This window comes from Argonema antarcticum A004/B2, from assembly GCF_023333585.1.
Taxonomy (GTDB): domain Bacteria; phylum Cyanobacteriota; class Cyanobacteriia; order Cyanobacteriales; family Aerosakkonemataceae; genus Argonema; species Argonema antarcticum.
Genome location: NZ_JAIQZN010000006.1, coordinates 114,766 through 139,497 on the forward strand (window position 1 = coordinate 114,766; position 24,732 = coordinate 139,497).

Sequence of the window (24,732 nt, forward strand, 5' to 3'; positions counted from 1 at the left end):
TCATGACTGCAACTTACACACAGCCAAAGCACGAAGTAAAAGACCTGTCCCTCGCGCCGCTAGGAAGGCAGCGGATTGAATGGGCGGGACGGGAAATGCCCGTGTTGCGGCAAATTCGCGATCGCTTCGCCGCTGAGAAGCCCCTCGCCGGTATTCGCCTAGTCGCCTGCTGCCACGTTACCACCGAGACTGCAAATCTCGCCATTGCGCTCAAAGCAGCAGGTGCAGACTCCCTCCTCATCGCCAGCAACCCCCTGAGTACCCAAGATGACGTAGCCGCCTGTCTCGTTGCCGATTATGGCATACCAGTATTTGCCATCAAAGGCGAAGATGCCGAGACTTACAGCCGCCACGTCCGCATTGCCCTGGATCACCGTCCCAACGTGATCATTGATGACGGCAGCGATGTCGTTGCCACCCTCATCCAAGAACGGCAACACCAGATTGCCGATTTGATTGGCACCACCGAAGAAACCACCACAGGCATTGTGCGTCTCCGCGCCATGTTCCGCGATGGCGTTCTCACCTTCCCCGCCATCAACGTCAACGACGCCGACACCAAGCACTTCTTCGACAACCGCTACGGAACTGGGCAATCCACCCTTGATGGCATCATCCGCGCCACCAATATCCTACTAGCAGGTAAAACGATCGTCGTCGCCGGATACGGCTGGTGCGGCAAAGGCGTCGCCCTTCGCGCACGCGGTATGGGCGCTAACGTGATTGTGACAGAAATCGATCCCACTAAAGCGATCGAAGCAATCATGGACGGCTTCCGAGTCATGCCAATGTCAGAAGCCGCAGCCCAAGGCGACTTATTTATCACCGTCACCGGCAATAAGCACGTCATTCGCAACGAACATTTCGATGTCATGAAAGATGGCGCAATTGTTTGCAACTCCGGTCACTTTGATATCGAAATCGACCTCAAAGCACTTGGTGCAAAAGCCACAGAAGTACGAACAGTGCGGAACTTCACCGAAGAATATCGCCTGAAAAATGGTAAATCCATTGTCGTAATAGGTGAAGGGCGTCTCGTTAACCTAGCAGCAGCAGAAGGACACCCCAGCGCCGTCATGGATATGAGCTTTGCTAACCAAGCTTTAGGTTGCGAATATCTAGTTAAAAATAAGGGCAAACTAGAACCAGGTTTACACTCTATTCCTGTTGAAGTTGACAAAGAAATTGCTCGTCTGAAATTGCAAGCAATGGGTGTTAACCTTGATACCCTCACGCCAGATCAAATCGAGTACATGAACTCCTGGACTTCTGGAACATAAAAAAGTAGGGTGGGCATTGCCCACCCTACTTTTTGATCGAGTAAGCGCAAAACTTCTACTAAAAGATACTTACCAATGAGCCAATGGATTAATGCCTGGGTAATCACTACCATGAATTCCCTCGGACATTTGGGAATCGGGCTGCTGATGTTCGCCGAAAATATATTCCCTCCTATTCCCTCAGAGTTAATTATGCCGTTTGCAGGGTACACGGCAAGTCAGCCGAATAGCCAGATACAGCTTTTACCTGCTATTTTGGCGGGAGTGATAGGTACTATGCTGGGGGCGCTACCGTGGTACTACGTGGGCAAACTCGTTGGCGAGGAAAACTTAGCGAGATTAGCCGACAAGTACGGCAAGTGGATTTCGATATCAAGCAGAGATATTGAAAAAGCAGATAATTGGTTCGACAAACACGGCGAGAAAGCTGTATTTTTCTGCCGCTTAGTACCGGGAGTTCGTACTTTGATTTCGCTTCCAGCAGGTATCAGCGGGATGCACTTGGTGCCATTTTTAATTTACTCAACCGTTGGCACTACGCTGTGGGTAAGTTTGTTAACCTACACCGGATACTTTCTGGGAGAAAAATATGAGCTTGTGGATAAGTATGTCGGTCCGGTTTCCAAAATAGTGTTTGTTGGTCTGATTGTGGCGTTTGTTATTTGGATAGTGAGGAAAAGGCAAAATAAAAAAAGAAAACTGCTGTAACATAGGCACAAAAAATTGTTGTAAATCAACCAGGCTTGATGTCCAAAATTATGGTTTTTAAATTACAATTCCGATTTGATGATGTTTGATTAAAAGATGGCGATCGTTCCCCCAGATCTAAGCCGCAAGTTCATTACCACAGAGTCACTTGGTCAAAGCGGACAGAGAGGCGAACGCAAGGTTTGGGATACTGTCAAAACTGATTTTGTAGATAGGCAATGTATTGCTTACTGGCGTTATCCCATTTTTTCTAAAGTTGGAAAAACTCGCAAAGAACCTGATATCTTAATAGCCGATTTTGAACTCGGTCTAATTGTGATTGAAGTAAAGTCGGTCACGATCGATCGGATAGTAGCCATCAACGGTCATCGGTGGGAATTCCGCAATTTTTACATCAGAGATGGGAACCCCTACGAACAAGCAGAGAATCAGTTATTTGCTTTATTGGGATATTGCGATCGCGAACCAATTCTTCGCAGAAAAGTAAATGGTAGAGCCATTGTTGCCTTACCGTTAATTACAGAAAAACAATGGCAGGAAAAAGGCTTTCAGCAACTACCAAGTTGTCCCCCCATCATCTTCCAAGAACATTTGGATCGAAAGTCAGAAGCTAAAGACGAAGAATTTTCTGAAAAAGACTTTGCATCTAACCAACAAATGATCGCGGCAAATGCTGAGCCCCTACTCAAGCTGATTGAACAAATCACCCCCGTCATCAAAGGGGTAAAACTGAATGACGAACAATGGAAATTATTACTATCCGTAATAAGTGGAACGCCAGTTTTTCGCAAACCTCCAAACAATCTGCAATTTAAGTTAGCAGTCAGCGAAATTTCCCCCCCAATTCCTGGAAGTCGCGCCAGCATTTTAGCTAAAGCGCGACAACACTTATCCGAATTTGATTTACAACAAGAACACATTGGCAAACAAATTCCACCTGGTCCCCAGCGAATTCGCGGTATTGCTGGTTCGGGGAAAACGGTACTGTTGTGCCAAAAAGCTGCACATCTGCACTTAAAATACCCAAATTGGGATATTGCTTTAGTGTTTTTCAGTCGCAGTTTGTACGACCCTATCACCAAACAATTAGATAAGTGGTTGCGTCGGTTTAGCAGTGGCGAGGTGGAATATAAGCCAAACAATGAAAAATTGCGCGTATTTCACGCTTGGGGGGCCAAAAATCAACCCGGACTCTACAGTATAATTTGTGAAGCAGCTGGCGTTCAGCGTTTAACTGCTTATGACACCGATCGCAACCAACCCAACGAAGCGTTAGCAGAGGTGTGTAGTCTGCTACTCCGTACAGCAGTAGTTCCCCAAATATTTGATGCCATCCTAATCGATGAAGGTCAAGACTTAATTGTTGATGACGAGTTTAAATTTGAGGACAAGCAACCTTTTTACTGGATGGCTTATCAAGCATTGCGACTTGTTGACCCCCAATATCCAGAACAGCGGCGCTTAATTTGGGCTTATGATGAGGCGCAAAGTTTAGAAAGCTTGAATATGCCAACAGCGGGGGAATTGTTTGGTGATGAATTAGCGCATTTGGTGACTGGGGAATATCCCGACGGCATCAAAAAAACCGAAGTTATGCACCGCTGCTACCGCACTCCCAGCCCCATTTTGACGGCGGCGCACGGTATTGGCATGGGATTGTTGCGATCGGGCCGAATGCTATCGGGAATTACCCGGACTGAGGATTGGAAAGCGATCGGCTACGAAGTGACGGGTCGCTTTACTCGCGGTCAACGAATTACTTTGAAGCGTCTGAGCGACAACTCGCCTAATATTATACCACAACTCTGGGAAAAACCAGTAATAGAGTTTGAAATTTATCGCGATCGCCAATCAGAATTAACCGCTTTAGCACAAAACATTATATATAACCTCAAACACGATAATCTGAACCCAAGTCGCGATATCTTGGTAATAGTTTTAGGCTCCTTTTTCGAGGCAACTATCCTAGAAACTCATGTAGCTGAATTTTTGATATCCCAAGGCATTAATATATTTATTCCTAGTACAACCAACTGCAATATATTGAAACCAGATTCAGAAAACCGCGACCCCAACAAATTCTGGTGTGAAGGTGGCGTCACAGTGTCTCGCATCCACCGCGCCAAAGGCAATGAAGCGGACATGGTTTATTTAGTTGGTTTGGATAATATCGCCAAAGAAGAGAGTAATATTATCTTACGCAATCAGTTATTTATCGCTTTAACCAGAACACGCGGTTGGGTAAAATTGAGTGGAATTGACAACTATCCCATGTATGAGGAAATGCGACGAGTGATTAAGAGTGGCGACACTTTCACCTTTACTTTTAATCAGCGCCCAAAACGGGAGATTAGCCTCACGGATGCCGGAGAATTGCTCAATAAATATGCGGCTGGTACTAGAAATTTTCAAGGTGCAGATTTGCGTTATATTCAATTGCCTGGTGCGGATTTGCGGGATGCCAATTTAATTAGTACGCAATTGACTGGTGCTAATTTGAAAAATGCCCAATTGGATGGCGTAAAATTGGTGATTGCTGATTTGAGTAATGCGGATTTGAGTAATGCCAGTTTGCGGAAAGCGAAGCTGATGGGGGCAATTTTGAGGGAGGCCAATTTGAGTCGCGCTGATTTGAGTCGCGCTGATTTGAGCGATGCAGATTTGCGGAATGCTAAGTTAGTTGGGGCGACGTTGGTGGGTGCTAATTTGAGTGCGGCTGATTTGAGTGGTGCAGATTTGAGTGGTGCGGATATTGCGGGGGCTGAGTTGAGTGATGTAAATTGGGAGGAGGCAATTATGCCGGATAGGAGTTTGAATGAATAAACGAATCACACTTTTAACTCAGTAGCTATAATAGCCGGAAATAATAAGATTGAAGAAACTGTTGCCAAAAGCATCTACTAAAGGAGCCATACATGAGTCCCGCCAAAATACAAGCTACTGAGTATCCCATTTATGACATATTTAGTGCTAAATTTGTCTTCACCATTCCCCTATACCAGCGTCCTTATGCCTGGACTACCGAGCAAGCTGGAGAACTGATTGAAGACCTGATTACATTCTTAGGCGACGGTAACGAGCCGATTGATGACCTCAACCCCTACTTCCTGGGGAGTATTGTACTAATAAAAGGAGATAACCCAGGAGCAGAAATTGTGGATGGTCAGCAGCGGTTGTCTACACTCACAATACTGCTTGCGGTTTTGCGGACATTAGTATCCCCTGATTATGCTACTGGATTAACCAAGTTGCTCTATGAAGAACGCGACCTGCTTCGTGGCACGCCGCCTCGTTACCGTCTGACTTTGGCAAAGCGAGACGCCGACTTCTTTAAGAACAATATTCAGGATGAAGGCGGTATTAGTAAGCTTGAGGCTTTTGACTCTGCTCAACTTTCGGATAGTCGTAAAAACATTAAAGAAAATGCGCTGTTATTTCTAAAGCGTTTAAAAGATATTTCTGATTATCAGCGGGTTCGTCTGCTGCAATTTATTAGTACTCGATGTTTTCTGGTAGTGGTTGCCACACCAGACCTAGACTCTGCCTATCGGATATTTTCTGTACTGAATGACCGGGGATTAGACCTTTCACTTACCGACATTTTAAAAGGTGAAATTATTGGCCCAATTCCCGATATTCAAAAGGAGACCTATACCTCTAAGTGGGAAGCAATTGAATCAGATCTTGGACGCGATGCTTTTAGGGATCTGTTTTCTCACATTAGAATGATTTACCGCAAGGCAAAGCTCGGTGAAAGCGTAATTAAAGAAATTCGTGAGTATGTTAAGCCTTCGGCTAATCCTCAACACTTTGTTGATGCAAAACTATGTCCTTTAAGTGATGCCTTTTACGATATCAAGACGGCAACTTATATAAGTATAAATGCCGAGCGTGCTGCCGAAATAAATACACTATTTAAATGGTTAATCCAGATAGATAATTCTGACTGGATACCGCCAGCCATTCTCTACTTGTCATGCTACAATAACGCTCCTGAAAAATTGGTGAAATTCTTTACTGATTTGGAACGTCTAGCTGCGGGGATGATGATTATGCGGGCTAATATCGGCGAACGCATTGGACGTTACAGCAAATTATTATCGGCAATTGAGGCTGAGGCAGATCTGTACGCACCTAAATCACCACTTCAGCTTACACCTGAAGAACAAACCAATATCGTCAAAATTTTGGACGGCGACCTTTACTCGATGCAGAAAATTCGGCTTTATGTCTTGCTTCGTTTGGATACTGCGCTTGCAGATGGCAGCGCCTCATATAATTTCCCCATTATTACGGTTGAGCACGTGCTACCGCAAAATCCAGCGGATAACAGCCAATGGTTACAGTGGTTTAGTGACGATAAAGAACGCGGGAACTACGTCCATCGTCTAGGAAACTTAGTTTTGCTTTCTCGAAGGAAGAACAGTGAGGCACAAAACTATGATTTTGATGTAAAAAAGAATAAATATTTCAAAACCAGCAGCGGCATTTGTCCCTTTGCCCTAACAACCCAAGTGCTAAACGAAGATAAATGGACACCTCAAAAACTCGAAAAACGGCAGAAAGACTTGCTTGATGTTCTTAAGGAGGTTTGGCGATTAGAGGGGTAGGCTGTTAAGTAGGCGATCGCACTCTCACCAGCCCCATTAATTCAGTAAGGAATGGGAAAGACTGGAGTGCAATCGCTTCCCTTGTCTTCCTTCCCATAACCTCAACAAAACGGAAGTAATATCGCGCCTTCACTAAATTTATAACCTGTTCGGGATGAAGTATCAGCATCAAATGAGAGCATAGGAAAGATCAGTGTCCGATCGTGCTTTATATGACTTCCTTAAACACCAATCTTTACCTCTGCCTCGAAAACCTGCTCTTTTTTGCGATCGCTACCTCTTTTACTGCGATCGCACATTGGGCGTGGAGAGACTTAAAACCTTTCACCCTTCCCGAACCACTGCCAAGCTGGTTTAAAATCTGGTTTGGTACAGTGCAGATAGTGGGAGGGTTAATTCCCCTGCTGGCAATGTTCCTGTGGGGCGTGTGGTGGGGCTACACCAGTGTCTTAACTGTGTTTATTCCCTACTTTGTCATCTTGGGATTGCAAATCATATCTGAGATTTTGACATTAAGGCAGTTTCGATCTGTCGTCTGGGTGATGGTTCCTTATTTATATTTGCCTTATCGCATCTGGCAGTTGTATGAGGGACTGACAATTTTAAGCCCTGAAAGCGAGCTGATTTGGATACGGTATTTGTTAATTGTAGAAATTGTGCTGTGGACTGGAAACTACGCTTTAGATCTGGCTCAGTTGCCAAGGCTTTTTCGCTGGGAATTACAAGAAAAAAAGGACATTTCTTGATAGCTAGCAAAAGTGCGCTCGCTAAACTTATCCTTTAAAAATTGGGAACTCTGCCAAGTTCGGAGTTCCCAATCTATCTAGCTATTTGAAGCAGTTTAGAGGATTTGATATCATGTCCGGTTACATCGGCCTTGTCTGTGGGAATCATTGGTTAAATTTTTACCGCAGATGAAGACAGATAAACGCAGATGAACGCAGATGCTGAAAAGAGATTTTTTAGCGTCCCGATGCTACCGGACATGATCTGACAGAAGAAATAGACAACAGATATATTACAGTCCTAAGTAGTGAATAAACTATTGACCATTTGTCAATTTTCTGGCTTGGATATTCTCTTTGATATCCTGCTCCGAAATCTCCCCAGCAGTCTAATCGATATGGGAAATAATAGCTCGATCGCTACTAAACTCTAGCCACCTCAGCAAACTTAATTTTCAGATAATCATCCTCCATCTTCGCACCAGCAGGTTGTAAAGCTGCCAAAGCTTGAGGCAAAACCAAATTGCGGCGGTGATTGCCAATTCGGATATTCAATTCATCCCCAGTTTTACTCAGTTGGATTTGGTCTTTAGCAATACCGGGCAAATACAGTTCCAAAGTGTACTGATTTTTGTCTTGCACCACCCTAAGCGTAGTTTCTTTGTAATAAACTTGCGCCGGATCTTCATCGGGATATAGCATATCTTTCAACCGCTCCAAAGCCGCCAAACCGCACATTTCTTCTGAAAACAGAGGAACTTCCTTCACGGGAAGAGGCAGAAAATTATCGTGAATTTCCTGGCGATATTGCTGTTGGTTTTCCTTCCAACGCTTGAAGAATGGATCGGTAACTTCTTCTGGAATAATCCGATTCGCTATTATCAGATCTGTGGCAACATTGTACAAACTCAAATAGGCATGGGCGCGTAAAGACTCTTTAATCACCATTTTTTCGGGATTAGTTACCAAACGTACCGAAGTCAGGGCGTTATTAGTTAAGATCTTTTCCAGCGCTTCGATCTGCTCGTAAAATTCGTAGGGAGCGTCCATTACCTCCTTATCAGGCAGAGAAAAACCTGCGATCGGCCTAAAGAATGGTTCCACAAGCGGTCTGAGCGCCACTGATATGCCTTGCAGCGGCTTGTAGAACCTCCGCATATACCACCCGCTGACTTCCGGTAAACTGAGTAGCCGCAGCGCCGTACCAGTAGGCGCTGAGTCAATAATCAGCACATCATACTCGCCCTCATCGTAGTGGCGTTTCATGCGTACCAAGCCAAAAATCTCATCCATGCCCGGTAAAATCGCCAATTCTTCAGCCTGAACGCCTTCTAGCCCCCGCGCCTGCAAAACCTGGGTGATGTAGCGCTTGACTGCGCCCCAGTTCTGTTCCAGTTCCACAAGTGCATCTAGTTCTGCGCCCCACAAGTTTGGACGGATGGGTCGCGGGTCGTGTCCCAGTTCCATGTCAAAACTATCTGCCAAAGAATGAGCGGGATCGGTACTGAGAACGAGGGTTTTATAACCGAGTTCAGCACAGCGGAGTCCAGTCGCAGCGGCGACTGAGGTCTTTCCCACTCCCCCTTTGCCGGTCATGAGGATTAAACGCATATTATGTCCTACCTGAGAATTGTTTACATTTATTTACTGTATCGAGTCTTTACAGGAAACAGGTGCTGCTTGAGAACATCAAGGCGCGAACAGTTCCAGTAGTCGATGTGGGAAACGATCGATCCTCCCGCGTTCAGTCGCATCTCACTCCAGCCAGAGATGACGATGCGGGGTTTCCAGGGTAGCGGTGTATTCCAACTTAACGTCCAGCGAGTTTCGATCGCATCATCCCGACGGCGAATATCGTGTAAATCCAGTTTGGGGTCAATAAACCAGGTGCGGATCGAGCCAATCATCTGTTTATACCGCTCAATCCCCCGAAACTTATTGAGTGGGTCTTGAAAGTAGACATCTTCGGCATAGATGCTATAAGTTTGATCCAATGGAAACCTTTGGTAATCCTCTTTGAGTATTTGAATAATGTCCATTTAATTAATGTAATTCCTCATTTCGACAATAATAGGTAAAGAATCTATTCCCTGATTTACCACTTCTGGAATTGGAGATAATGATATTTTTGGCATGAGACCGATCGCAACACGGCGATATTTAGGGGTCTTCCGTACTTAGTGTGCCAAATGATTAGTTTTTTTGTATCCTACGCGCAAAGCTTGGTAAGGATTTCAAGGTGATTGCTCTTTACCGCAAGTTGCCATATGCAAGCTTTGGGTGTAAATAATCTCAACGCCTTACTTAGCAAAGCCTTGAGGATAAATTTAAGTTAACTTAGCACACGCTTGTACGGAAGAGCCGGATTGCGGATTTTTTGAAGTTCCCACTACTCCCTCGACTATCTTAATGTTAAGAAATATTTTTTATTCTTGCCATAAGTCCCAAGATATACATATCAAACTGTAGTTAAAAATACTTTTCCAGTCGTCAGGCTATAAGCTCTGACGCATCTAAATTGTAGTTAGGGACGGGCATCTTGCCCGTCCCACAAGAATTTCATTAAATTCACTGTAAAATTTAGGTGCGTAGCAGCTTATGCGATCGGTGCATAGGCGATCGGGCCTTGGAAAAATGAGGCGAGTGAGTCGATCTACTTATAGAGGTTTTCAGTTGCATGAAGTACAGCTATTAAGCTAACACGCATCTAATTCGGATATTTCTAATCCGGCAATCAAACCTTCAATTCCTCTCCCACTCCCCCACTCCCCCACTCTCCCACTCCCGCTAAACATACAAATTAAATGCGTAGCAGCTTAGCTGTCCGGCGTTAGGCAGGCGCAGTGAGCTATCAGTTGACATTAAGAAATATTTGCTTTAGCATCAGTCTAAATAAATATTCTCTACGATAATAAAGTGTTCCTCATCCTTCGGTAGCCTTTAATTGGGGCAGGAAAAATATGAATTTTTTCTCTGATAAACTCATCCATTTTGTAGTAGGGCTAGCCGTTGGAGCAGGTTATTGGTGGCTGTTAGAACGCTACGCTAAAGAAGGGGTGAAGAGGATTAACCCCATTTGGTTTTTGGTAATGCTGATATGGGGCGCTAGTGGGTTATTCTTCTTCCGCAAACTGCATATCCCTGTGTTATCAGACCAGTTTTTCTACATGGCAGTTCCAGACTGGGATATTCCGCTCTACAACTGGACGAGGTTCAGATTTTTAATCCACCGCAGTTGGCTATTTCATTCTACTTTGTTTCCTCTAGGGTTGCTCATCCTTAGCTGGTGGAGTATGAAGCGCGATCGATCTTATTCTGACAGCAGTCACCAATGGTGGTGGTGGTTAAGAGATGCTGCAATTGGTCTAGCCGTTGGTATGTCCGCACACTTAATCTGGGACGCTTTGCTATCCTCTACGAAACACGGATTTACGATCTTTGGCTGGAGTTATTCTGATTCCCTAATTTGGTTGGTATTAAATCTAATTCTGGGGCTTGGTATTCCCTTTTTAATAATTTTGTCTATGGGAAATTCATTTACTGAAAAGTAGTTGGAGAAGAAAATTATGTTATTCACAACTTCAACTTTCTTAGTTTTCTTTTTAATCACATTCTGTATCTACTACTTCCCACTCTGCCGAAAAAATCAAATTGCCATCCTTGTTATTGCTAGCTTTATATTTTATGCTTGGAGTTCGCCTATTCTTCTCATTTTACTGGTAATCTCGATTCTTATAAATGGATTGGCCAGTTTCCAGGTAGGTCAGGCAGAAAAGAAGAATAAGCAATTATTCTGGGCTTTACTTGCGGTAGTTATTAACATATCAATACTGTCAATATTCAAATATGGAGCTTTACTTACCCATCTAGTTGTTGATAGATTTAATCCATCTAATGCACCCACAGAGGGAATGATTGCTTTACTTTTATACTTACCTCTTCCCATAGGAATTTCATTCTACACATTTGAGGGCATTAGCCTTGTAGTGGATGTCCTGCGTCGAAAACAAAAAGACTCCCAAGCAATTTCTATTGTCGATTCAAATTTAATCAATCACTTACTAAACACCTCTTTTTTTGTTGCTTTTTTCCCGCATTTAATTGCAGGCCCTATTCTAAAAGCGCACAACTTTTATCCGCAGATAAGTACTAAGTATTTTAAAGATATACCTTGGGATGTTGTCTTCCACTCGCTGGTTGTTGGTTACTTTCTAAAAATGGTTGTAGCCGATAACTTAAAAGACTACACTTTCTGGCTTGCCTTTCCTTACTATCAAGGGTTGGGAACCGTTACAAATTTATTCTTGCTCTTTGGCTACTCTATGCAGATATTTGCAGATTTTGCCGGATACTCTCTAATAGCCATACGCCAAAAATTTCCCCAACACTGGTAGAAGACTGAGCGATAGAAACAGTCGATCGGCACAGAACGTCACTTCAATATCTCGATCCTAAACAGCGGAAATGAGTAAAGCATCTGCTACAAAAGCTGCAAGTACCCAGGCTAGATCTACCAAAGAGAGCATTTGGAGCCGATTTGATGCGCGGAAGAGGCCCGCAAAGATCCCCCGTGCAAGGCGTTTTCGCTGGGTTGTAGACGCTGCATTGCCATTGGCGCTGACTCTCACAGCTGGCATCGCTGTATTGCTCCCCGCCTCACTGCCTTACTCGGCGCGGATGGCGCTGTTCGCCTTTATACTAGCTGCAATCTTGTGGTCAACCACATCGATTAACGCTGATTATGTTGCTTTGGCGACAACGATGCTGCTGATTCTGGCTGGCGGAACTTCGCAAGAGGCGCTGTTTGACGCGCTGGCATCTGATGTAATTTGGCTGATGATCGGTGCCTTTATACTGGGAGGCGCAGTACAAAAAACAGGTTTGGCAGCGAGACTGACTCAGATAGTTGTAGCGCGATCGCGTAACGTCCGCAGCGTATTCTGGTTGTTGACTACCGTGCTGATTCCCCTCTCATTCTTGATTCCTTCTACCTCCGGTCGAGCCGCAGTCGCAATTCCAGTCTTTCGCAGCATCGCCGACGCCGCAGAAGACCGACGTATCATCCGTGCCTTAGCCATACTGATGCCAACTGTAATCCTGGTGGCGACAATCACCTCGTTGATTGGCGCGGGTTCTCATTTGGTTGCCAACGACTTGCTAAGCCAGATTGCGAAACAACGAATTTCGTTTGCCCAATGGGCTCTTTATGGCTTGCCATTTGGCATTGTGGCTAGTTATGCCTCCTGCTGGGTAATTATGTGGCTATTTTTAGATAAAGGTAGGCTCGATCGCCAGTTGCAAGTGCCGCAACAAAAACAAAAACCACTGTCAAAGGCAGAATGGACGACACTGATAGTAGTGGCGCTGATGATCGTCCTGTGGCTGACAGAAAGTTGGCACAAGCTAGAAATTGCAACGGTAACAATGGTTGGTGCGCTGATGCTGACGCTACCGGGTATTGGGGTTCTCAAGTGGAAAGAAGGACTCAAAGCAGTTTCGTGGAATCTGATTATTTTCGTGGGTGCAGCCTTAGTGTTGGGACGCGCATTGATTGATTCTGGCGCAGCTCAATGGATTATCGATCGCATTTTTGCACTTAGCAGCATCGCGGGTACGGAATCTCGTCCTTTGATTCTGCTGTTACTCGCGTTTATCTCCCTAACTTCTCACTTATATATGACATCGCACACAGCAAGGGCGGCGGCGTTAGTACCCGCTTTGCTATACCTGGCTAGCAGTTTGCAGTTAAATCCAACTGCGGTTTTGTTCATCAGCACAGTTGGGATGGACTACTGCTTGACTTTTCCGGTAAGTTCCAAAGCGTTGTTGATGTTCCAGGAGTTGGAAGGGGAAACTTATCAGCCAGCCGATTTGCTGCGTCTAAGTTCGGTGCTGCTACTTGTTCACCTGGGGCTGATGGTACTGTTTTATTACGGCTACTGGCGCTGGGTTGGCTTACAATTATGAACTTGCGGAAAAAACTGCTGACTGCATTTGGAGGACTGGCGCTGCTGGCGTTGGTAACTGCTGGCGTGACGGTGTGGGCGATCGCTAAATGGCAAGACACCGAGGACAAGCTTCAAAGCCATTATCTGCGAAGTTTGCTGCTTCAGCGAGTACGCGCGGCGGTTTTTCGCGCTGTTAAGGAAGTACCGGATGCTGTCGTCAGGGGCGATAAAAATGCTAAGCAACAATTTGAGAAGTCACTCAAACCAGTAGAACAGGATTTTAAGCGCTGGGCGGATTTAGCCCACGATGAAGAAGAACGAAAACAAGTGCAGCAAGTCCGCAAGGCTTACGAGGATCTTGTGCGAGACTCCCGCCGGATCTTCGATTTGGTCAAGGCTGGGCGCAACAATGAAGCTTTCGAGTTAATGGAAGGTAAATTGGAAAAGGATTTCGTACCCTTTGAGAATTTAACTGAGAAGGCGGTAGCTTCTGACCAAAACTACCGGACGGTTATTCGGGCACAAACTCAGGGTACCAGGCAAACCGCAGATCTGGTGCTGGCGATCGCAGCTTTTGGCATCATCTCTTTAATATTGTTGCTAGCAGCTTATCTGGCATCTGACTTGTTTGCACCGCTGGGCGAAGTTAAGGAAGCATTAGATGATGTCGCGCGGGGCGATTTGCAACGCCGATTGGATGAGGAACGCGACGACGAACTGGGCGCGATTAACCAAGCATTCAATCGTATGATGGAGGCGATCGCTCAGCGCGAACAGGGAATCGGACTGGCAGCAGTTCCTGCTAACAGCGATGGTGCGACAGATAGTTCGACTTTGCAGAATATACCGTCGCGGCTGATGCTGCATCAATTGGTGTGTCAACTGCGATCGCAAGTCAGCCAAATGGGTGCAGATAACTCAGTTAACGGGGATGACGTTATTGCGATCGAAGATAAGCAGGCGTTGGTAGATCGACTGGATCGCCTATTGCAGGTAGTTGCGCGTGTAACTGAGTTTAGTTTTCCCCTAGATTTGAATTTGGCACGCACCGATATCCGGGCGCTAGTTTATGAAGTGCTGCTGCGTTTTCAGGACGAGTTTATTCGCCGGGGTATTAGCTTCGAGTTAGATATTGCGCCGGAAGTCAATTACGCGGTTGTCGATCGACTCAAACTGCGGGAAGCAGTCAGTGAATTGGTGCGTAATGCTCTAGCCGCACTCCCAGAACGCGGCGGTAGATTGGGAATTAGATCTTCAATTATTGGTGATGGAACTCAACTGTCGATCGAAGTAGCAGATAATGGTACGGGCGCAGAGCAACCGTTGATCGATCGAGCTTTTTCAACCATCGAAACCGCAGATCGCAAGCGTCCCAGTGTTGGACTAAAGCTGACGAAGGCGATCGTTGAACAGCACGGCGGTAATCTCGCGATCGAAAGCGAACCCGGTCAGGGTACATACGTTCAGATTCAATTACCTTTACGCGAATGATATCTTGTCCGGTTGCATCGGTAGTGTAAGAGTGATATCGGGAAATTGTCTGTTGTCATCGTTGGTTAAAATTTAACCGCAGATGAATACAGATGTAGGCAAAGCCTTCCCGCAGGGTACACAGATAAACGCAGATGTAGACGCAGCCTTCTCATATAGTACGCAGATGAACTGAGATGTTTAGTGGATTTTTCGGCTCGGCTCTAAGTAAATACAGGGACTCTTTCGGAATTTCTATGCAAATGTGATGAAACCACGAAAATAAATGAACTAAAAGCAATAAAAATCCCTAAGATATGAAAGATCGTACTTCTGGTTACTTCTAAAGGTATACACACTTTAACAAGTGATAATTACACACTTTACTTAATGGTGCAACGGATATCAACGCAAGGAGATCGTCATGAGCCTACGTATTTTGATAGCGCCTTCAGGTTTTAAAGAGAGTTTGGAAGCGGACGAGGTAGCCGATTGCATTGCACAAGGGATTCAGCGAGTCTTACCTGACGCCAAAATTGAAAAAGCACCGCTTGTAGACGGTGGTGAGGGTTTTACCAAAGCGCTTGTGACAGCAACAGGCGGCACTTTGCACCATTTAACTGTAACAGGGCCTGTTGGGGGGCCCGTAAAATCGCACTTTGGATTTCTCGGCGGTACTGGTGCTAAAACAGCTGTGTTGGAGATGGCGGCGGCGGCTGGATTGCGACTGGTTCCACGTAGCGTCCGCGATCCGCTTGTGACAACTACTTACGGCGTTGGCGAACTGATTAAAGCCGCATTAGATGCTGGTGCGGAAGGTATCTTAATTGGTTGTGGGGACTCCGGGACTAATGATGGCGGTGCTGGAATGGCTCAAGCGCTTGGCGTCCATCTACTCGATGCTGATGGTAAGGAGTTGGGACGAGGTGGCGGTGAACTGCTGAAGCTCGATCGCATCGATTTGAGCGATCGCGATCCGCGACTTGAGCAAGTGCAAATTGATGTCGCCTGCAACTGGCACAATGTGCTGTGCGGTCAACATGGCGTGGCGCGAGTCTTTGGCCCCCAAAAAGGTGCTTCACCCGAAACGGTTGAGCGGCTGGAGGCATCTCTGGAAAAATATGCTGGTGCGATCGAACGGGAAATCGGAATAAATGTCCGCGAAATGTCCGGTGGCGGTGCATCTGGTGGTTTAGGCACTGGTTTGCACGCACTTTTAGGTGCTAAGCTGCACTCGCGCTACGACATCGTGATGCAGTACCTGGAAATTGATAGTTTACTCCATAATGTCGATCTAGTTATTACAGGCGAAGGCTGTATTGACTTGCAGACGCCGCGAGGTAAAATTCCCGCAGAAGTGGCGCGACGTGCTAAGAAGCATAATTTGCCCGTTGTTGTCATAGCCGGAACAATTGGTAAAGATGCGGATGTGAATTTGAGGTATGGTATTGACTCGTTTGCAAGTATTTTGGAAGCACCTTGCGAACTTGATGAGGCGATCGCCAATGCACCCGAACTCCTCACCAATGCAGCTGAGCGCGTCATGCGTTTGATCTTGCTAGGTCAGAAACTCAATTTGAGCAGTATAGAACCCAAAAAAGAGCTTTTACCAATTTTCTGAATTAGCCACTTTCTTCGGGTCGGAATCCTAATTGTCGCTCTATTTCAGGTTCTGCACCATTTTCAAGCCAAAGAATAGCTTAGACTTATAGCCACGCACTGAAATGCCATCAATTCCGCGTTCATAAAGAGAGAAAGTGGATTCACTCATAATGCTGTGTTTGCGTTTGGGCTGCTCTATACCATAGTACGATCGAATCCCAATCTCCTGGTAAACTAGCTAAATGACGATCGCAATCGATTTCGGAACTAGCAACACGGTAATCACGCGCTGGAACCCAGTCACCCAGAAGCCAGAAACCTTAAGCTTACCGGGTGTCTCGGTGACGCTTGGGCAAAATCCCCCCCTGATTCCCAGTCTGCTTTATGTTGAGGATGCTTCCTCCGGTAAGGTGGTAGTTGGACAAGCGGTGCTAGACAGGGGTCTTGACCTCAAATCTGACCCCCGATTTTTCCGCAGTTTCAAACGCGGTATTGGCGCTTCTATCCAAGGATTTCTTCCCGAACTGGATGGAAAGATAGTTACTTTTGAGCAGGTTGGACAATGGTTCTTGTCTCATCTGATTGAAAAACTGCAAGCTACTTTGCCAGATGTCGGGCAATCTTTAATATTGACTGTGCCGGTAGATAGTTTTGAAGCTTATCGCCACTGGTTAGGTCAAGTTTGCCAATCCCTGTCTGTTGAACAGGTGCGAATGCTGGATGAGCCTACAGCAGCGGCTTTGGGCTATGGAATGGGCGATCGGCAAGTTATCCTAGTAATAGATTTTGGCGGCGGTACGCTCGATCTTTCCCTGGTGCGTTTGGATAGTTCGGCCAGCAAAAAACCTCTGGGTTTTATTCTCAAATGGGGTGAAAAATCCCTGGCTGAATCTTCAAGCCAAAAGATAAAAACAGCCCGTGTGCTGGCAAAAGCTGGACAAAATTTGGGCGGTTCGGATATTGATAATTGGATAATCGATCATTTCGCAAAAACTCAAGGTTTGGCGTCAACAGCGCTGACAACTCGCTTGGCAGAACGGTTAAAAATTAAGCTTTCTTTGCAAAGACAGGCGAATGAAGTTTATTTTAATGATGAAACTTTTGAAAGCTATGAGCTAGAATTAGACCGCGATCGCTTTGAAACTATCCTCAGAGAACATCAGTTTTTTGAACGACTGGATGAATCAATGAATCAAGTGCTACAGCAAGCACGACGACAAGGTTTAGAAGTTGCCGATATTGATGCTGTTTTGTTAGTTGGCGGTACGGTGCAAATCCCATCTGTGCAAACGTGGGTGCAGCAATACTTCGAGGCGACAAAAATTCGTTGCGATCGACCTTTTGAAGCGATCGCACAAGGTGCTATCCAGCTCACCCAAGGCGTTGAACTCAAAGACTTTCTCTACCACAGTTACGGCATTCGCTACTGGGATAGACGCCACAACCAGCACAACTGGCATCCCTTAATTAAAGCTGGACAGCCTTACCCCATGAGCGATCCGGTAGAATTATTGCTGGGTGCCTCAGTGGAAAACCAACCCAGCATTGAATTAATAGTTGGGGAATTGGGGGCTGAAACTGGCGGCGGTACAGAAGTTTATTTTGATGGCGATCGCCTCATTACTCGCAATCTTACCAACGGTCAGACCCAAGTACAACCTCTCAATGACCGAGAAGGTGCCCGCACGATCGCTCAATTGACACCGCCTGGGTATCCGGGAAGCGATCGCATCAAAGTCCTTTTTCAGGTAGACGACCAACGCTTTCTGCGGATGACCGTTGAAGACCAGCTTACCAACCAAAGGCTCTTAGACGATCGGCCTGTTGTTCAGCTCAGCTAGCAACTAGGGAAGAGGGAAGAGAGAAGAGGGAAGAGAGAAGAGGGAAGAAAGAAGAGGAGGAACGGGAAAGATCTCCACTCTCCCACTCTCCCGCTCCCCCGCTCCCGCTCCCTCTAGCCCCTAGATTAGCGGACTACCACTTTTGTACCCGTGCTAGCCCAGCTATATAGCCTGCGAGCTTGTCCTACCGGCAGATTAACGCACCCGTGGCTAACTGGTGTGCCAAAACGGTTATGCCAGTAAGCACCATGAATGGCATAGCCCCCAGAGTAAAACATTGTATAGGGGACATTAGGAGCTACATATCCTGGCCCACGCATTGTCTTGGCGCGGTACTTGGATTTAATAGTAAAGATTCCCCGGCGAGTGGGGGTGGCACGTTTGCCGCTGGAAATGCGGGTGGAATAAACCACTTTGCCATTTTCCCAGGCAACTAACCGTTGCTTTGCCAGGTTAACTTCAATCCATCGTCCTTTAGCGCGTGCGCGGACGACTTTATTGCTTTTCGATCGCGATTTAGCGACTGTCTTGGTAATTTTATTTTGCTGTAGCTGCGCCTGCCTTGATGACCTTGATGCCGCTTCAGATGGCATTGACCAAGAAAATAAAGTCACCAGTATTAGCGCCATACCTGCCCAGAAACTTCCTGAGCGACGTAACCAACCAGACCGAATGATGGTTTCCATAGTTCACTACCTCCTGGGTCTAGATTACTTCATTTCAGATCCAGCCGGATTCATCTGTGAGGTCAATCCAAAATCCAAAATCCAAAATCCAAAATCCTTTCATCGAATGACTTTTGACTTTCCCTGTTATTCGTGGACAATCACTGGCGTACCAACGTTAGACCATTTGAACAGCCATTCAGCGTGATCGAGGGCTACATTGATACAGCCGTGACTCACCGGAGTGCCAAACCGCTTATGCCAGTAAGCACCGTGAATAGCGTAGCCTCCAGAATAGTACATGGTGTGAGGCACGTTGCTAACATCGTATCCCGGCCCCCTCATGCGAGTAGATAGGTATTTGGTTTGAACTGCAAAGGTGCCGACGCGGGTAGGGGTTGATTGTTTGCCAGTGGAAACAACAACGGCACGAACTGGACTTGTACCCTCCCAGGCAATCAGCTTTTGGTTGGATAGGTCAACTTCAATCCAGCGTTGCTGGGTTTCTTGCATATCCAAGATTTTGTTAGCGATTTTATCTTTTAGTGCAGTTGTTGTCAGAGTGGTTATTGGTCTACGTTTTTGTAAAGTAGTCCTGGAAGCGGTTATTGGTCTACGTTTTTGTAAAGTAGTCCTGGAAGCGGTTATTGGTCTACGTTTTTGTAAAGTAGTCCTGGGAGCGGTTATTGGTCTACGTTTTTGTAAAGTAGTCCTGGGAGCGGTTATTGGGCTACGTTTTTGTAAAGTAGTCCTGGGAGCGGTTATTGACCTACCTCTTTGTGCGGTTGTTCTTTGAGCGGGTATTAACCTACGTTTTTGTACAGTAATCCTCTGAGTGGGTGTTGGCCGACGTTTTTGTGCGGTTGTTCTTTGAGTGGATATTGACCTCTCTCTTTGTACAGTTGTTCTCTGAGTGGGTATTGACCAGGCAGAAAATGCGGTTAGGGTTAATGCAACACCAACCAGTAAAGCTCCTGAACAACGCAACCAGAAAGAAGAAATGATTTTTTTCACGTTGAACTCCTCCTCACGCCGTAAAATTTGAATTTTACCGCTTCAGTCCGCTAACCTCTAGCAGCAACAAGGGCGGGTTTTTTCTGTATGGTATATCAATTAATCGGGTTAGTGGCTAGCTGTTGCATCAGGTTTCGCGCCTGTTGTTCTAGAGCTTCCCAATTTTCGGCTGCGATTAGCTTTTGGGGAAATAGATCCCCTGCAAGTCCAACTGCGATCGCACCTGCGAGCAAAAATTCTCTCGCATTTTCCAGTGTCACCCCACCAGTGGGTATCAGCGGGATATCTCCCAGAGGCCCTTGCAAACTGCGGATGTAGCTCGATCCTCCCACTGCTTGGATGGGAAACACTTTGACACAGCTGGCTCCTGCTTGATGTGCTGTCACAATTTCTGTTGGAGAAAGAGCCCCTGGTATTATAGGCACACCGGCATCGACTGCCGCCCGAATTAGGCTTGGGTCAACGTGGGGGGTGAAGAGGAATTGGGCACCTGATGCGATCGCTTGCTGCATCTGCTCTAAGTTCAGCAGCGTGCCAGTGCCAATAGTACACCCCGGTAATTCCGATCGCAAAAGAGCGATCAGCTCTGGTGCGCGATCGCTATTCCAGGTAATCTCAATCAAGCCCATACCTCCAGCTGCCACCGCCCTTGCCATCTGGCGACCTAGTTCTAGCTGGGGGGCCCTGATGACTGCGATCGATCGTTGCTGCTGCAACAGCTTTAACCAACACTGACTAGACATTCTCCACATCTACTATTAGGCATATTTTGTATAGGAAATACTCCCAACAATCAATTTTAATTCATAACTATATTATTTTTAACAATTAACTCCTTAAATTTAAGCTTATCAGTTTTCTATATCTTTTTATCTAATACATTTTGTACAGATAATTGCCGTGATTATGGGCATGGCAGTCAATCATTCTTAAGTAAGATGTAAATATGAAAGTAAAAATGTTATTTTTATATTTCGCCTAGATGAATCAATTAAGCTCCGATCTACAAGGTAAAATAACTAAATATTGCATATTTTATGCCTAATGACATAGCCCCTAAATCAACAATTTAAAGTCAGGTATCATTCTATAGAAAGAGGCATATAAACATTCAATTATTATAAGATTTATGTGTAGATTTGGAGATAAACATAGAATGACTCTTGTAAAAATAGAAGATTTTTATCCCAATTACCGTGACGAACTTTTTGATGGCGATGATATCAAGGGGACTGATGTCTATGCCGATGGAACCGATGATAAGATTGGCACCGTGACAGATGTTCTGGTCGATGAAGATAGCGGTCGCTTTCGCTATTTCGTCATCGATTCAGGCTTTTGGGTTTTCGGTAAGAAAGTATTGCTACCAGTTGGGCGTTCCCGGATCGACGAGAACGAGGAACGCATCTATGCGACGGGGCTGACAAAAGAGCAGGTGGAAAATTTACCTGAGTTCAACAACCTCGACCGGATTGATTACGATTATGAAGATGAAGTCAGAGGGGTTTATCGTCCTCAAGTTGCCCAGCAGCCGGATTATGCAACTTCCGATCGCGATAGCTACAACTACGAACAAGAACCAAGTTTGTACGGCATCAACGAGCGCGATCATCAGACCATCAGACTGTATGAAGAAAGGCTAGTTGCCAACAAAGAACGTTATAAAACTGGTGAAGTAGCAGTTAGCAAGCGCGTTGAAACCGAAACTGCACGGGTTTCAGTACCGATCGAAAAAGAGCGAGTCGTCGTTGAACGGACTACGCCAGCAGACGCAGGAAGAGCAGTTACTCCCGGTGAGGCTAATTTCCGCGAAGGGGAAATGGCTCGCGTGGAAATCTACGAAGAAACTCCTGACATTCGCAAAGAAACCTTTGTGCGCGAGGAAGTTAATGTCAGGAAGGAAGTCGATCGCGACACCGTGGATGCCGAAGAAACACTGCGTCGCGAAGAGTTAGATCTCAACACCCAGGGTACTTCGGTTGTGGATCGACCCCGGAATATCTAGCTTCTCAATAGAAGACACCCCATAAATCCCCCCAACCGCCCGCCATCTTGCTTCCCTAGTAAACGGGGGTAGATCGAAAAGAATTTTTATTCCCGGGATGCAAGGGGGGGATTTGTGCTGCGGTGCATCAGCGCTTTTAATCTTTAGTGATATAGCAACCGACGAAAGTCGGTTAGGGCAACTCCAACTCTTACTTGTTACCCAAATCCCTTACGGAGTAACCTCTTCCCTCTTCCCTCTTCCCTCTTCCCTCTTCCCTAGCTATAAATACTTACGCTTATTTCACTTCACAAGCCTTAATATAATTTAATATTAATTTGTGCAAATTCCTAGATAAAAGACGCGCTTTCAAAGTTAATACATATCTTTTCATATAAACAAAATAGTTAAGGGTTCTACACCCTTTGGTCAACCAGGAAAGCTAGTAATTCAGTCTATAGAAAGATGAGAAATTAAAAGCAAAAAATTATTGTTAATAGTATCAAATAAAAAACCGAGGTAAATAAGCATGGCTCTAATGAAACTCGAAGAATTCGATCCAAATTACCGCGAGACTTTTGAAGATGATGACATCAAGGGGTTTGGTGTCTATACAGAAGCAGATGAAAAATTTGGCACGATTAGCGATGTTTTAGTGGATGATAATGGTCATTTCCGCTATTTGGTCGTCGATTTAGGTTTTTGGATTTTTGGCAAGAAAGTTTTACTACCTGTTGGGCTGTCGCGGATCGAGTATGAGGCCGAGCGCGTATATGCCATCAATATGACTAGGGAGCAAGCGGAAAACTTACCTGAGTACAGCGATCGCGTTGTACCCGATTACGATTACGAAGAACGAGTGAGAAACGTATATCGCACCCCCTCTATGGGAGCATCACTTTATCCTGAAACCGCTCCGATGCTACCTGTAGAAACTGCCGCACCTGTTGACGCCGATTATGCGATTTCCTCGCCAGCAGCGATAGGCGATCGAGCTAACTACACAACTTTCGATCGCGATACCTACAACTACGAGCGAGAACCCTACCTGTACGGGTTGAACGAAGAAAATCACCAAACATTCAAACTGTACGAAGAACGGCTGATCGCCAACAAAACTCGCGCCAAAACTGGTGAAGTAACAGTTGGCAAGCGCGTTGAAACTGAAACTGCACGGGTTTCCGTTCCGATCGAAAAAGAGCGAATTGTCGTTGAGCGCACTACTCCAACAGACGCTGGAATAGCAGTTGCTCCCGGCGTGGCTAACTTCCGCGAAGGGGAAGTAGCGCGAATCGAAGTTTACGAAGAAACTCCCGACATTCGCAAAGAAGCCTTTGTGCGCGAGGAAGTTGTAGTCAAGAAAGTAATAGATCGGGACACAGTTGACGCCGAAGAAACGATTCGTCGCGAAGAGTTAGATATCGACACCGATGGTAATCCCATTATGGATAGAACATCTAGCGATCGCTTCTAAAACCGGGCTCTCCCGTACAAGCGTGCGATCGATAAACTCGATCGCTCTGCTGAAATCCTTGCTGTATAAAGCATTACCCATGCTCTATGCCCCAAAAATCGGGTTCTCCACAAGCTTGTACGGGAGAGGCGGTTTGCTCTTCCTAAGCGTTAACAAAGATTAAAACTAGCTTAATCATTCGCTAGAAAGATAGAACCATCACCTAGATTTTTATCATTTTTGGTAATACCAATTGACGCATTTGCTAACACAATTTTTCAGCCAGCTAAATGTATTCAGCATTTCAAAATAGTACAGGCAAAGCCCCCCAAAAGCTCTGCCTGTGCTAGAAAAGATTCAATCCCACTTGGACATTAATATACTTTCCCAAAATAGCGAAAGATATGAACAGCGAAACATCTGGAAAAAAGCTTGTAGCCGCAAATAAAAATCTTCGCATCAAGGTGTTGCTGGATAAGCTAAGAAATAAGGTAAAAAACTTTTATGTGTTGGACAGTACAGGCCGTTTGCTGGGCAGAGTAAAGGATGTACATCTTGATAAGTCACGTCAGCTAAACTTAGTGATATCTGATGCCGATCCCCAGATAAATTCCCGACCGTTTTTATTAAGAAGCAGCCACATTCAGCAAGTTAATTATCAAAGCCAATCGCTTTTAGTGGATATTAGTATGACTGAAATACAGCCGATGTCTGAACACACAGGCTCACAGACTCCAGGAATGCAGTCTTCACAAAGGCCAGTCGAAGCGTTTCAGGCAAGGGATACTCAATCGCCCGTGATAGGTAAGGTTAACGTTAGTCCGGCACCAACCCATTATGCTAGCTCTTATGCAGACCAGATGTCTCCCACAGAGGAGTTACAGGAGCATCTAGAATTACCTGAAAATGATGATTCTCTAGATTATGCTGACGCACCAGATATTGTTGAAGAAGAGGTTATTCGGTTACTGGAAGAACGACTGGTCGTTAACCTTAACAAACGAAAAGTAGGCGAAGTAGTTGTTCGCAAAAAAATCGAAACTCGGATGGTACAGGTGCCAGTCCAGTATGAAGTACTGATTGTTGAACAAGTTAGTCCAGAACTAAAGGTATTAGCAGAAATTGATTTAGGACAAGGAGAAATTCCGGCTATTGAAGCGACTGAAACTGTAAGACCGGACACTCAGCCAAATGTCAGCGGTGAATTTACCTCTCTTAAAACTGCAAGCTTGCTTTTAGATGCGATTGCTAAGCAGAAACCTCACGGGTGCAAGCTAGTGCGTGTTGAAGTTGTGCTTGAAGATACCCAACATCAGAAAACTTACCAAGAGTGGTTCGATCGCTGTTCCGAAACCTGATAAGCTAACACGCATCTAATTCGGATATTTCTAATCCGGCAATCAAACCTTCAATTCCTCTCCCACTCCCCCAC

18 protein-coding genes and 1 pseudogene are annotated in these 24,732 nt (G+C 45.6%); 14 read left to right on the top strand and 5 right to left on the bottom strand.

Features of this window, described 5'->3' with window-relative positions; genetic code table 11:
- The first annotated feature begins 2 nt into the window (after positions 1-2).
- From ahcY to LAY57_RS04405, 5 genes are all read left to right on the top strand, one after another.
- A complete protein-coding gene (ahcY, locus tag LAY57_RS04385; protein ID WP_249065083.1) occupies positions 3-1,280 on the top strand; it encodes an adenosylhomocysteinase in 1,278 nt (425 codons plus the stop codon).
- A gap of 75 nt (positions 1,281-1,355) precedes the next feature.
- The gene (locus LAY57_RS04390) at positions 1,356-1,988 is read left to right on the top strand and encodes a DedA family protein (protein WP_275993585.1); all 633 of its coding nucleotides are present in this window, start codon (positions 1,356-1,358) and stop codon (positions 1,986-1,988) included.
- A 96-nt stretch (positions 1,989-2,084) separates the two neighbouring features.
- Positions 2,085-4,811: a pentapeptide repeat-containing protein gene (locus LAY57_RS04395; RefSeq protein WP_249065084.1), complete on the top strand. Its 2,727-nt coding sequence runs from the start codon at positions 2,085-2,087 to the stop codon at positions 4,809-4,811.
- Between the two features lie 92 nt (positions 4,812-4,903).
- Positions 4,904-6,598 carry a DUF262 domain-containing protein gene (locus LAY57_RS04400; protein WP_249065085.1) on the top strand — a complete coding sequence of 565 codons (1,695 nt, stop codon included), beginning with the start codon at positions 4,904-4,906 and terminating at the stop codon, positions 6,596-6,598.
- Between the two features lie 212 nt (positions 6,599-6,810).
- Positions 6,811-7,344 carry a hypothetical protein gene (locus LAY57_RS04405; RefSeq protein ID WP_249065086.1) on the top strand — a complete coding sequence of 178 codons (534 nt, stop codon included), beginning with the start codon at positions 6,811-6,813 and terminating at the stop codon, positions 7,342-7,344.
- Positions 7,345-7,746: 402 nt separating this feature from the next.
- On the opposite strand, the gene LAY57_RS04410 is transcribed toward LAY57_RS04405, so the two are convergent.
- Both LAY57_RS04410 and LAY57_RS04415 read right to left on the bottom strand, forming a co-directional pair.
- Positions 7,747-8,934, bottom strand: coding sequence for a TRC40/GET3/ArsA family transport-energizing ATPase (locus tag LAY57_RS04410; RefSeq protein WP_249065087.1), 1,188 nt, complete (start codon positions 8,932-8,934; stop codon positions 7,747-7,749).
- Positions 8,935-8,963: 29 nt separating this feature from the next.
- Positions 8,964-9,362 (bottom strand): C6orf136 family protein, encoded by a 399-nt coding sequence (locus tag LAY57_RS04415; RefSeq protein WP_249065088.1) that lies wholly within the window; start codon positions 9,360-9,362, stop codon positions 8,964-8,966.
- 921 nt (positions 9,363-10,283) lie between these two features.
- Between LAY57_RS04415 and LAY57_RS04420 the strand changes: the two genes are divergently transcribed.
- The 6 genes from LAY57_RS04420 (at position 10,284) to LAY57_RS04445 (ending at position 18,184) form a co-directional block, all read left to right on the top strand.
- The gene (locus LAY57_RS04420) at positions 10,284-10,874 is read left to right on the top strand and encodes a hypothetical protein (protein ID WP_249065089.1); all 591 of its coding nucleotides are present in this window, start codon (positions 10,284-10,286) and stop codon (positions 10,872-10,874) included.
- Between the two features lie 15 nt (positions 10,875-10,889).
- A complete protein-coding gene (locus LAY57_RS04425; protein ID WP_249065090.1) occupies positions 10,890-11,717 on the top strand; it encodes an MBOAT family O-acyltransferase in 828 nt (275 codons plus the stop codon).
- Between the two features lie 70 nt (positions 11,718-11,787).
- Entirely contained in the window at positions 11,788-13,290 is a 1,503-nt protein-coding gene (locus LAY57_RS04430; protein ID WP_249065091.1) for an SLC13 family permease, read from the top strand.
- Positions 13,287-14,762 carry an ATP-binding protein gene (locus LAY57_RS04435; RefSeq protein ID WP_249065092.1) on the top strand — a complete coding sequence of 492 codons (1,476 nt, stop codon included), beginning with the start codon at positions 13,287-13,289 and terminating at the stop codon, positions 14,760-14,762. The genes LAY57_RS04430 and LAY57_RS04435 overlap by 4 nt, the downstream gene beginning before the upstream one ends.
- A 403-nt stretch (positions 14,763-15,165) precedes the next feature.
- On the top strand, positions 15,166-16,362 hold the full coding sequence (locus tag LAY57_RS04440) for a glycerate kinase family protein (RefSeq protein WP_249065093.1): 1,197 nt from the start codon (positions 15,166-15,168) through the stop codon (positions 16,360-16,362).
- Between the two features lie 223 nt (positions 16,363-16,585).
- Positions 16,586-18,184, top strand: a complete 1,599-nt coding sequence (locus LAY57_RS04445) for an Hsp70 family protein (RefSeq protein WP_249065094.1) — start codon at positions 16,586-16,588, stop codon at positions 18,182-18,184.
- 125 nt (positions 18,185-18,309) lie between these two features.
- Here the strand turns inward: LAY57_RS04445 and LAY57_RS04450 are convergent, their stop codons facing one another.
- The 3 genes and pseudogenes from LAY57_RS04450 to LAY57_RS04460 all read right to left on the bottom strand — a co-directional run bounded on the left by LAY57_RS04450 (position 18,310) and on the right by LAY57_RS04460 (position 20,606).
- The gene (locus LAY57_RS04450) at positions 18,310-18,870 is read right to left on the bottom strand and encodes a L,D-transpeptidase (protein WP_249065095.1); all 561 of its coding nucleotides are present in this window, start codon (positions 18,868-18,870) and stop codon (positions 18,310-18,312) included.
- Between the two features lie 126 nt (positions 18,871-18,996).
- Positions 18,997-19,383 (bottom strand): annotated as a pseudogene (locus LAY57_RS04455) (L,D-transpeptidase); the annotation flags it as partial.
- 575 nt (positions 19,384-19,958) lie between these two features.
- Positions 19,959-20,606: a bifunctional 4-hydroxy-2-oxoglutarate aldolase/2-dehydro-3-deoxy-phosphogluconate aldolase gene (locus LAY57_RS04460; RefSeq protein WP_249065096.1), complete on the bottom strand. Its 648-nt coding sequence runs from the start codon at positions 20,604-20,606 to the stop codon at positions 19,959-19,961.
- Positions 20,607-21,019: 413 nt separating this feature from the next.
- On the opposite strand from LAY57_RS04460, the gene LAY57_RS04465 reads away from it, so the two are divergent.
- From LAY57_RS04465 to LAY57_RS04475, 3 genes are all read left to right on the top strand, one after another.
- Complete coding sequence (locus LAY57_RS04465; RefSeq protein ID WP_249065097.1) at positions 21,020-21,868, top strand: DUF2382 domain-containing protein; 849 nt, start codon at positions 21,020-21,022, stop codon at positions 21,866-21,868.
- Positions 21,869-22,376: 508 nt separating this feature from the next.
- A complete protein-coding gene (locus LAY57_RS04470; RefSeq protein WP_249065098.1) occupies positions 22,377-23,321 on the top strand; it encodes a DUF2382 domain-containing protein in 945 nt (314 codons plus the stop codon).
- Between the two features lie 383 nt (positions 23,322-23,704).
- A complete protein-coding gene (locus LAY57_RS04475) occupies positions 23,705-24,658 on the top strand; it encodes a YsnF/AvaK domain-containing protein (RefSeq protein ID WP_249065099.1) in 954 nt (317 codons plus the stop codon).
- The last annotated feature ends 74 nt before the right edge of the window (positions 24,659-24,732 follow it).

What these genes read in the sequence shown, in the direction of transcription:
- LAY57_RS04470 (WP_249065098.1), top strand. Translation starts at nt 22,377, where the DNA reads ATGGCTCTAATGAAACTCGAAGAATTCGATCCAAATTACCGCGAGACT.
- LAY57_RS04430 (WP_249065091.1), top strand. Translation starts at nt 11,788, where the DNA reads ATGAGTAAAGCATCTGCTACAAAAGCTGCAAGTACCCAGGCTAGATCT.
- ahcY (WP_249065083.1), top strand. Translation starts at nt 3, where the DNA reads ATGACTGCAACTTACACACAGCCAAAGCACGAAGTAAAAGACCTGTCC.
- LAY57_RS04450 (WP_249065095.1), bottom strand. Translation starts at nt 18,870, where the DNA reads ATGGAAACCATCATTCGGTCTGGTTGGTTACGTCGCTCAGGAAGTTTC.
- LAY57_RS04410 (WP_249065087.1), bottom strand. Translation starts at nt 8,934, where the DNA reads ATGCGTTTAATCCTCATGACCGGCAAAGGGGGAGTGGGAAAGACCTCA.
- LAY57_RS04460 (WP_249065096.1), bottom strand. Translation starts at nt 20,606, where the DNA reads ATGTCTAGTCAGTGTTGGTTAAAGCTGTTGCAGCAGCAACGATCGATC.
- LAY57_RS04415 (WP_249065088.1), bottom strand. Translation starts at nt 9,362, where the DNA reads ATGGACATTATTCAAATACTCAAAGAGGATTACCAAAGGTTTCCATTG.
- LAY57_RS04465 (WP_249065097.1), top strand. Translation starts at nt 21,020, where the DNA reads ATGACTCTTGTAAAAATAGAAGATTTTTATCCCAATTACCGTGACGAA.
- LAY57_RS04390 (WP_275993585.1), top strand. Translation starts at nt 1,356, where the DNA reads ATGAGCCAATGGATTAATGCCTGGGTAATCACTACCATGAATTCCCTC.
- LAY57_RS04435 (WP_249065092.1), top strand. Translation starts at nt 13,287, where the DNA reads ATGAACTTGCGGAAAAAACTGCTGACTGCATTTGGAGGACTGGCGCTG.
- LAY57_RS04475 (WP_249065099.1), top strand. Translation starts at nt 23,705, where the DNA reads ATGAACAGCGAAACATCTGGAAAAAAGCTTGTAGCCGCAAATAAAAAT.
- LAY57_RS04395 (WP_249065084.1), top strand. Translation starts at nt 2,085, where the DNA reads ATGGCGATCGTTCCCCCAGATCTAAGCCGCAAGTTCATTACCACAGAG.
- LAY57_RS04445 (WP_249065094.1), top strand. Translation starts at nt 16,586, where the DNA reads ATGACGATCGCAATCGATTTCGGAACTAGCAACACGGTAATCACGCGC.
- LAY57_RS04440 (WP_249065093.1), top strand. Translation starts at nt 15,166, where the DNA reads ATGAGCCTACGTATTTTGATAGCGCCTTCAGGTTTTAAAGAGAGTTTG.
- LAY57_RS04425 (WP_249065090.1), top strand. Translation starts at nt 10,890, where the DNA reads ATGTTATTCACAACTTCAACTTTCTTAGTTTTCTTTTTAATCACATTC.
- LAY57_RS04405 (WP_249065086.1), top strand. Translation starts at nt 6,811, where the DNA reads ATGACTTCCTTAAACACCAATCTTTACCTCTGCCTCGAAAACCTGCTC.
- LAY57_RS04400 (WP_249065085.1), top strand. Translation starts at nt 4,904, where the DNA reads ATGAGTCCCGCCAAAATACAAGCTACTGAGTATCCCATTTATGACATA.
- LAY57_RS04420 (WP_249065089.1), top strand. Translation starts at nt 10,284, where the DNA reads ATGAATTTTTTCTCTGATAAACTCATCCATTTTGTAGTAGGGCTAGCC.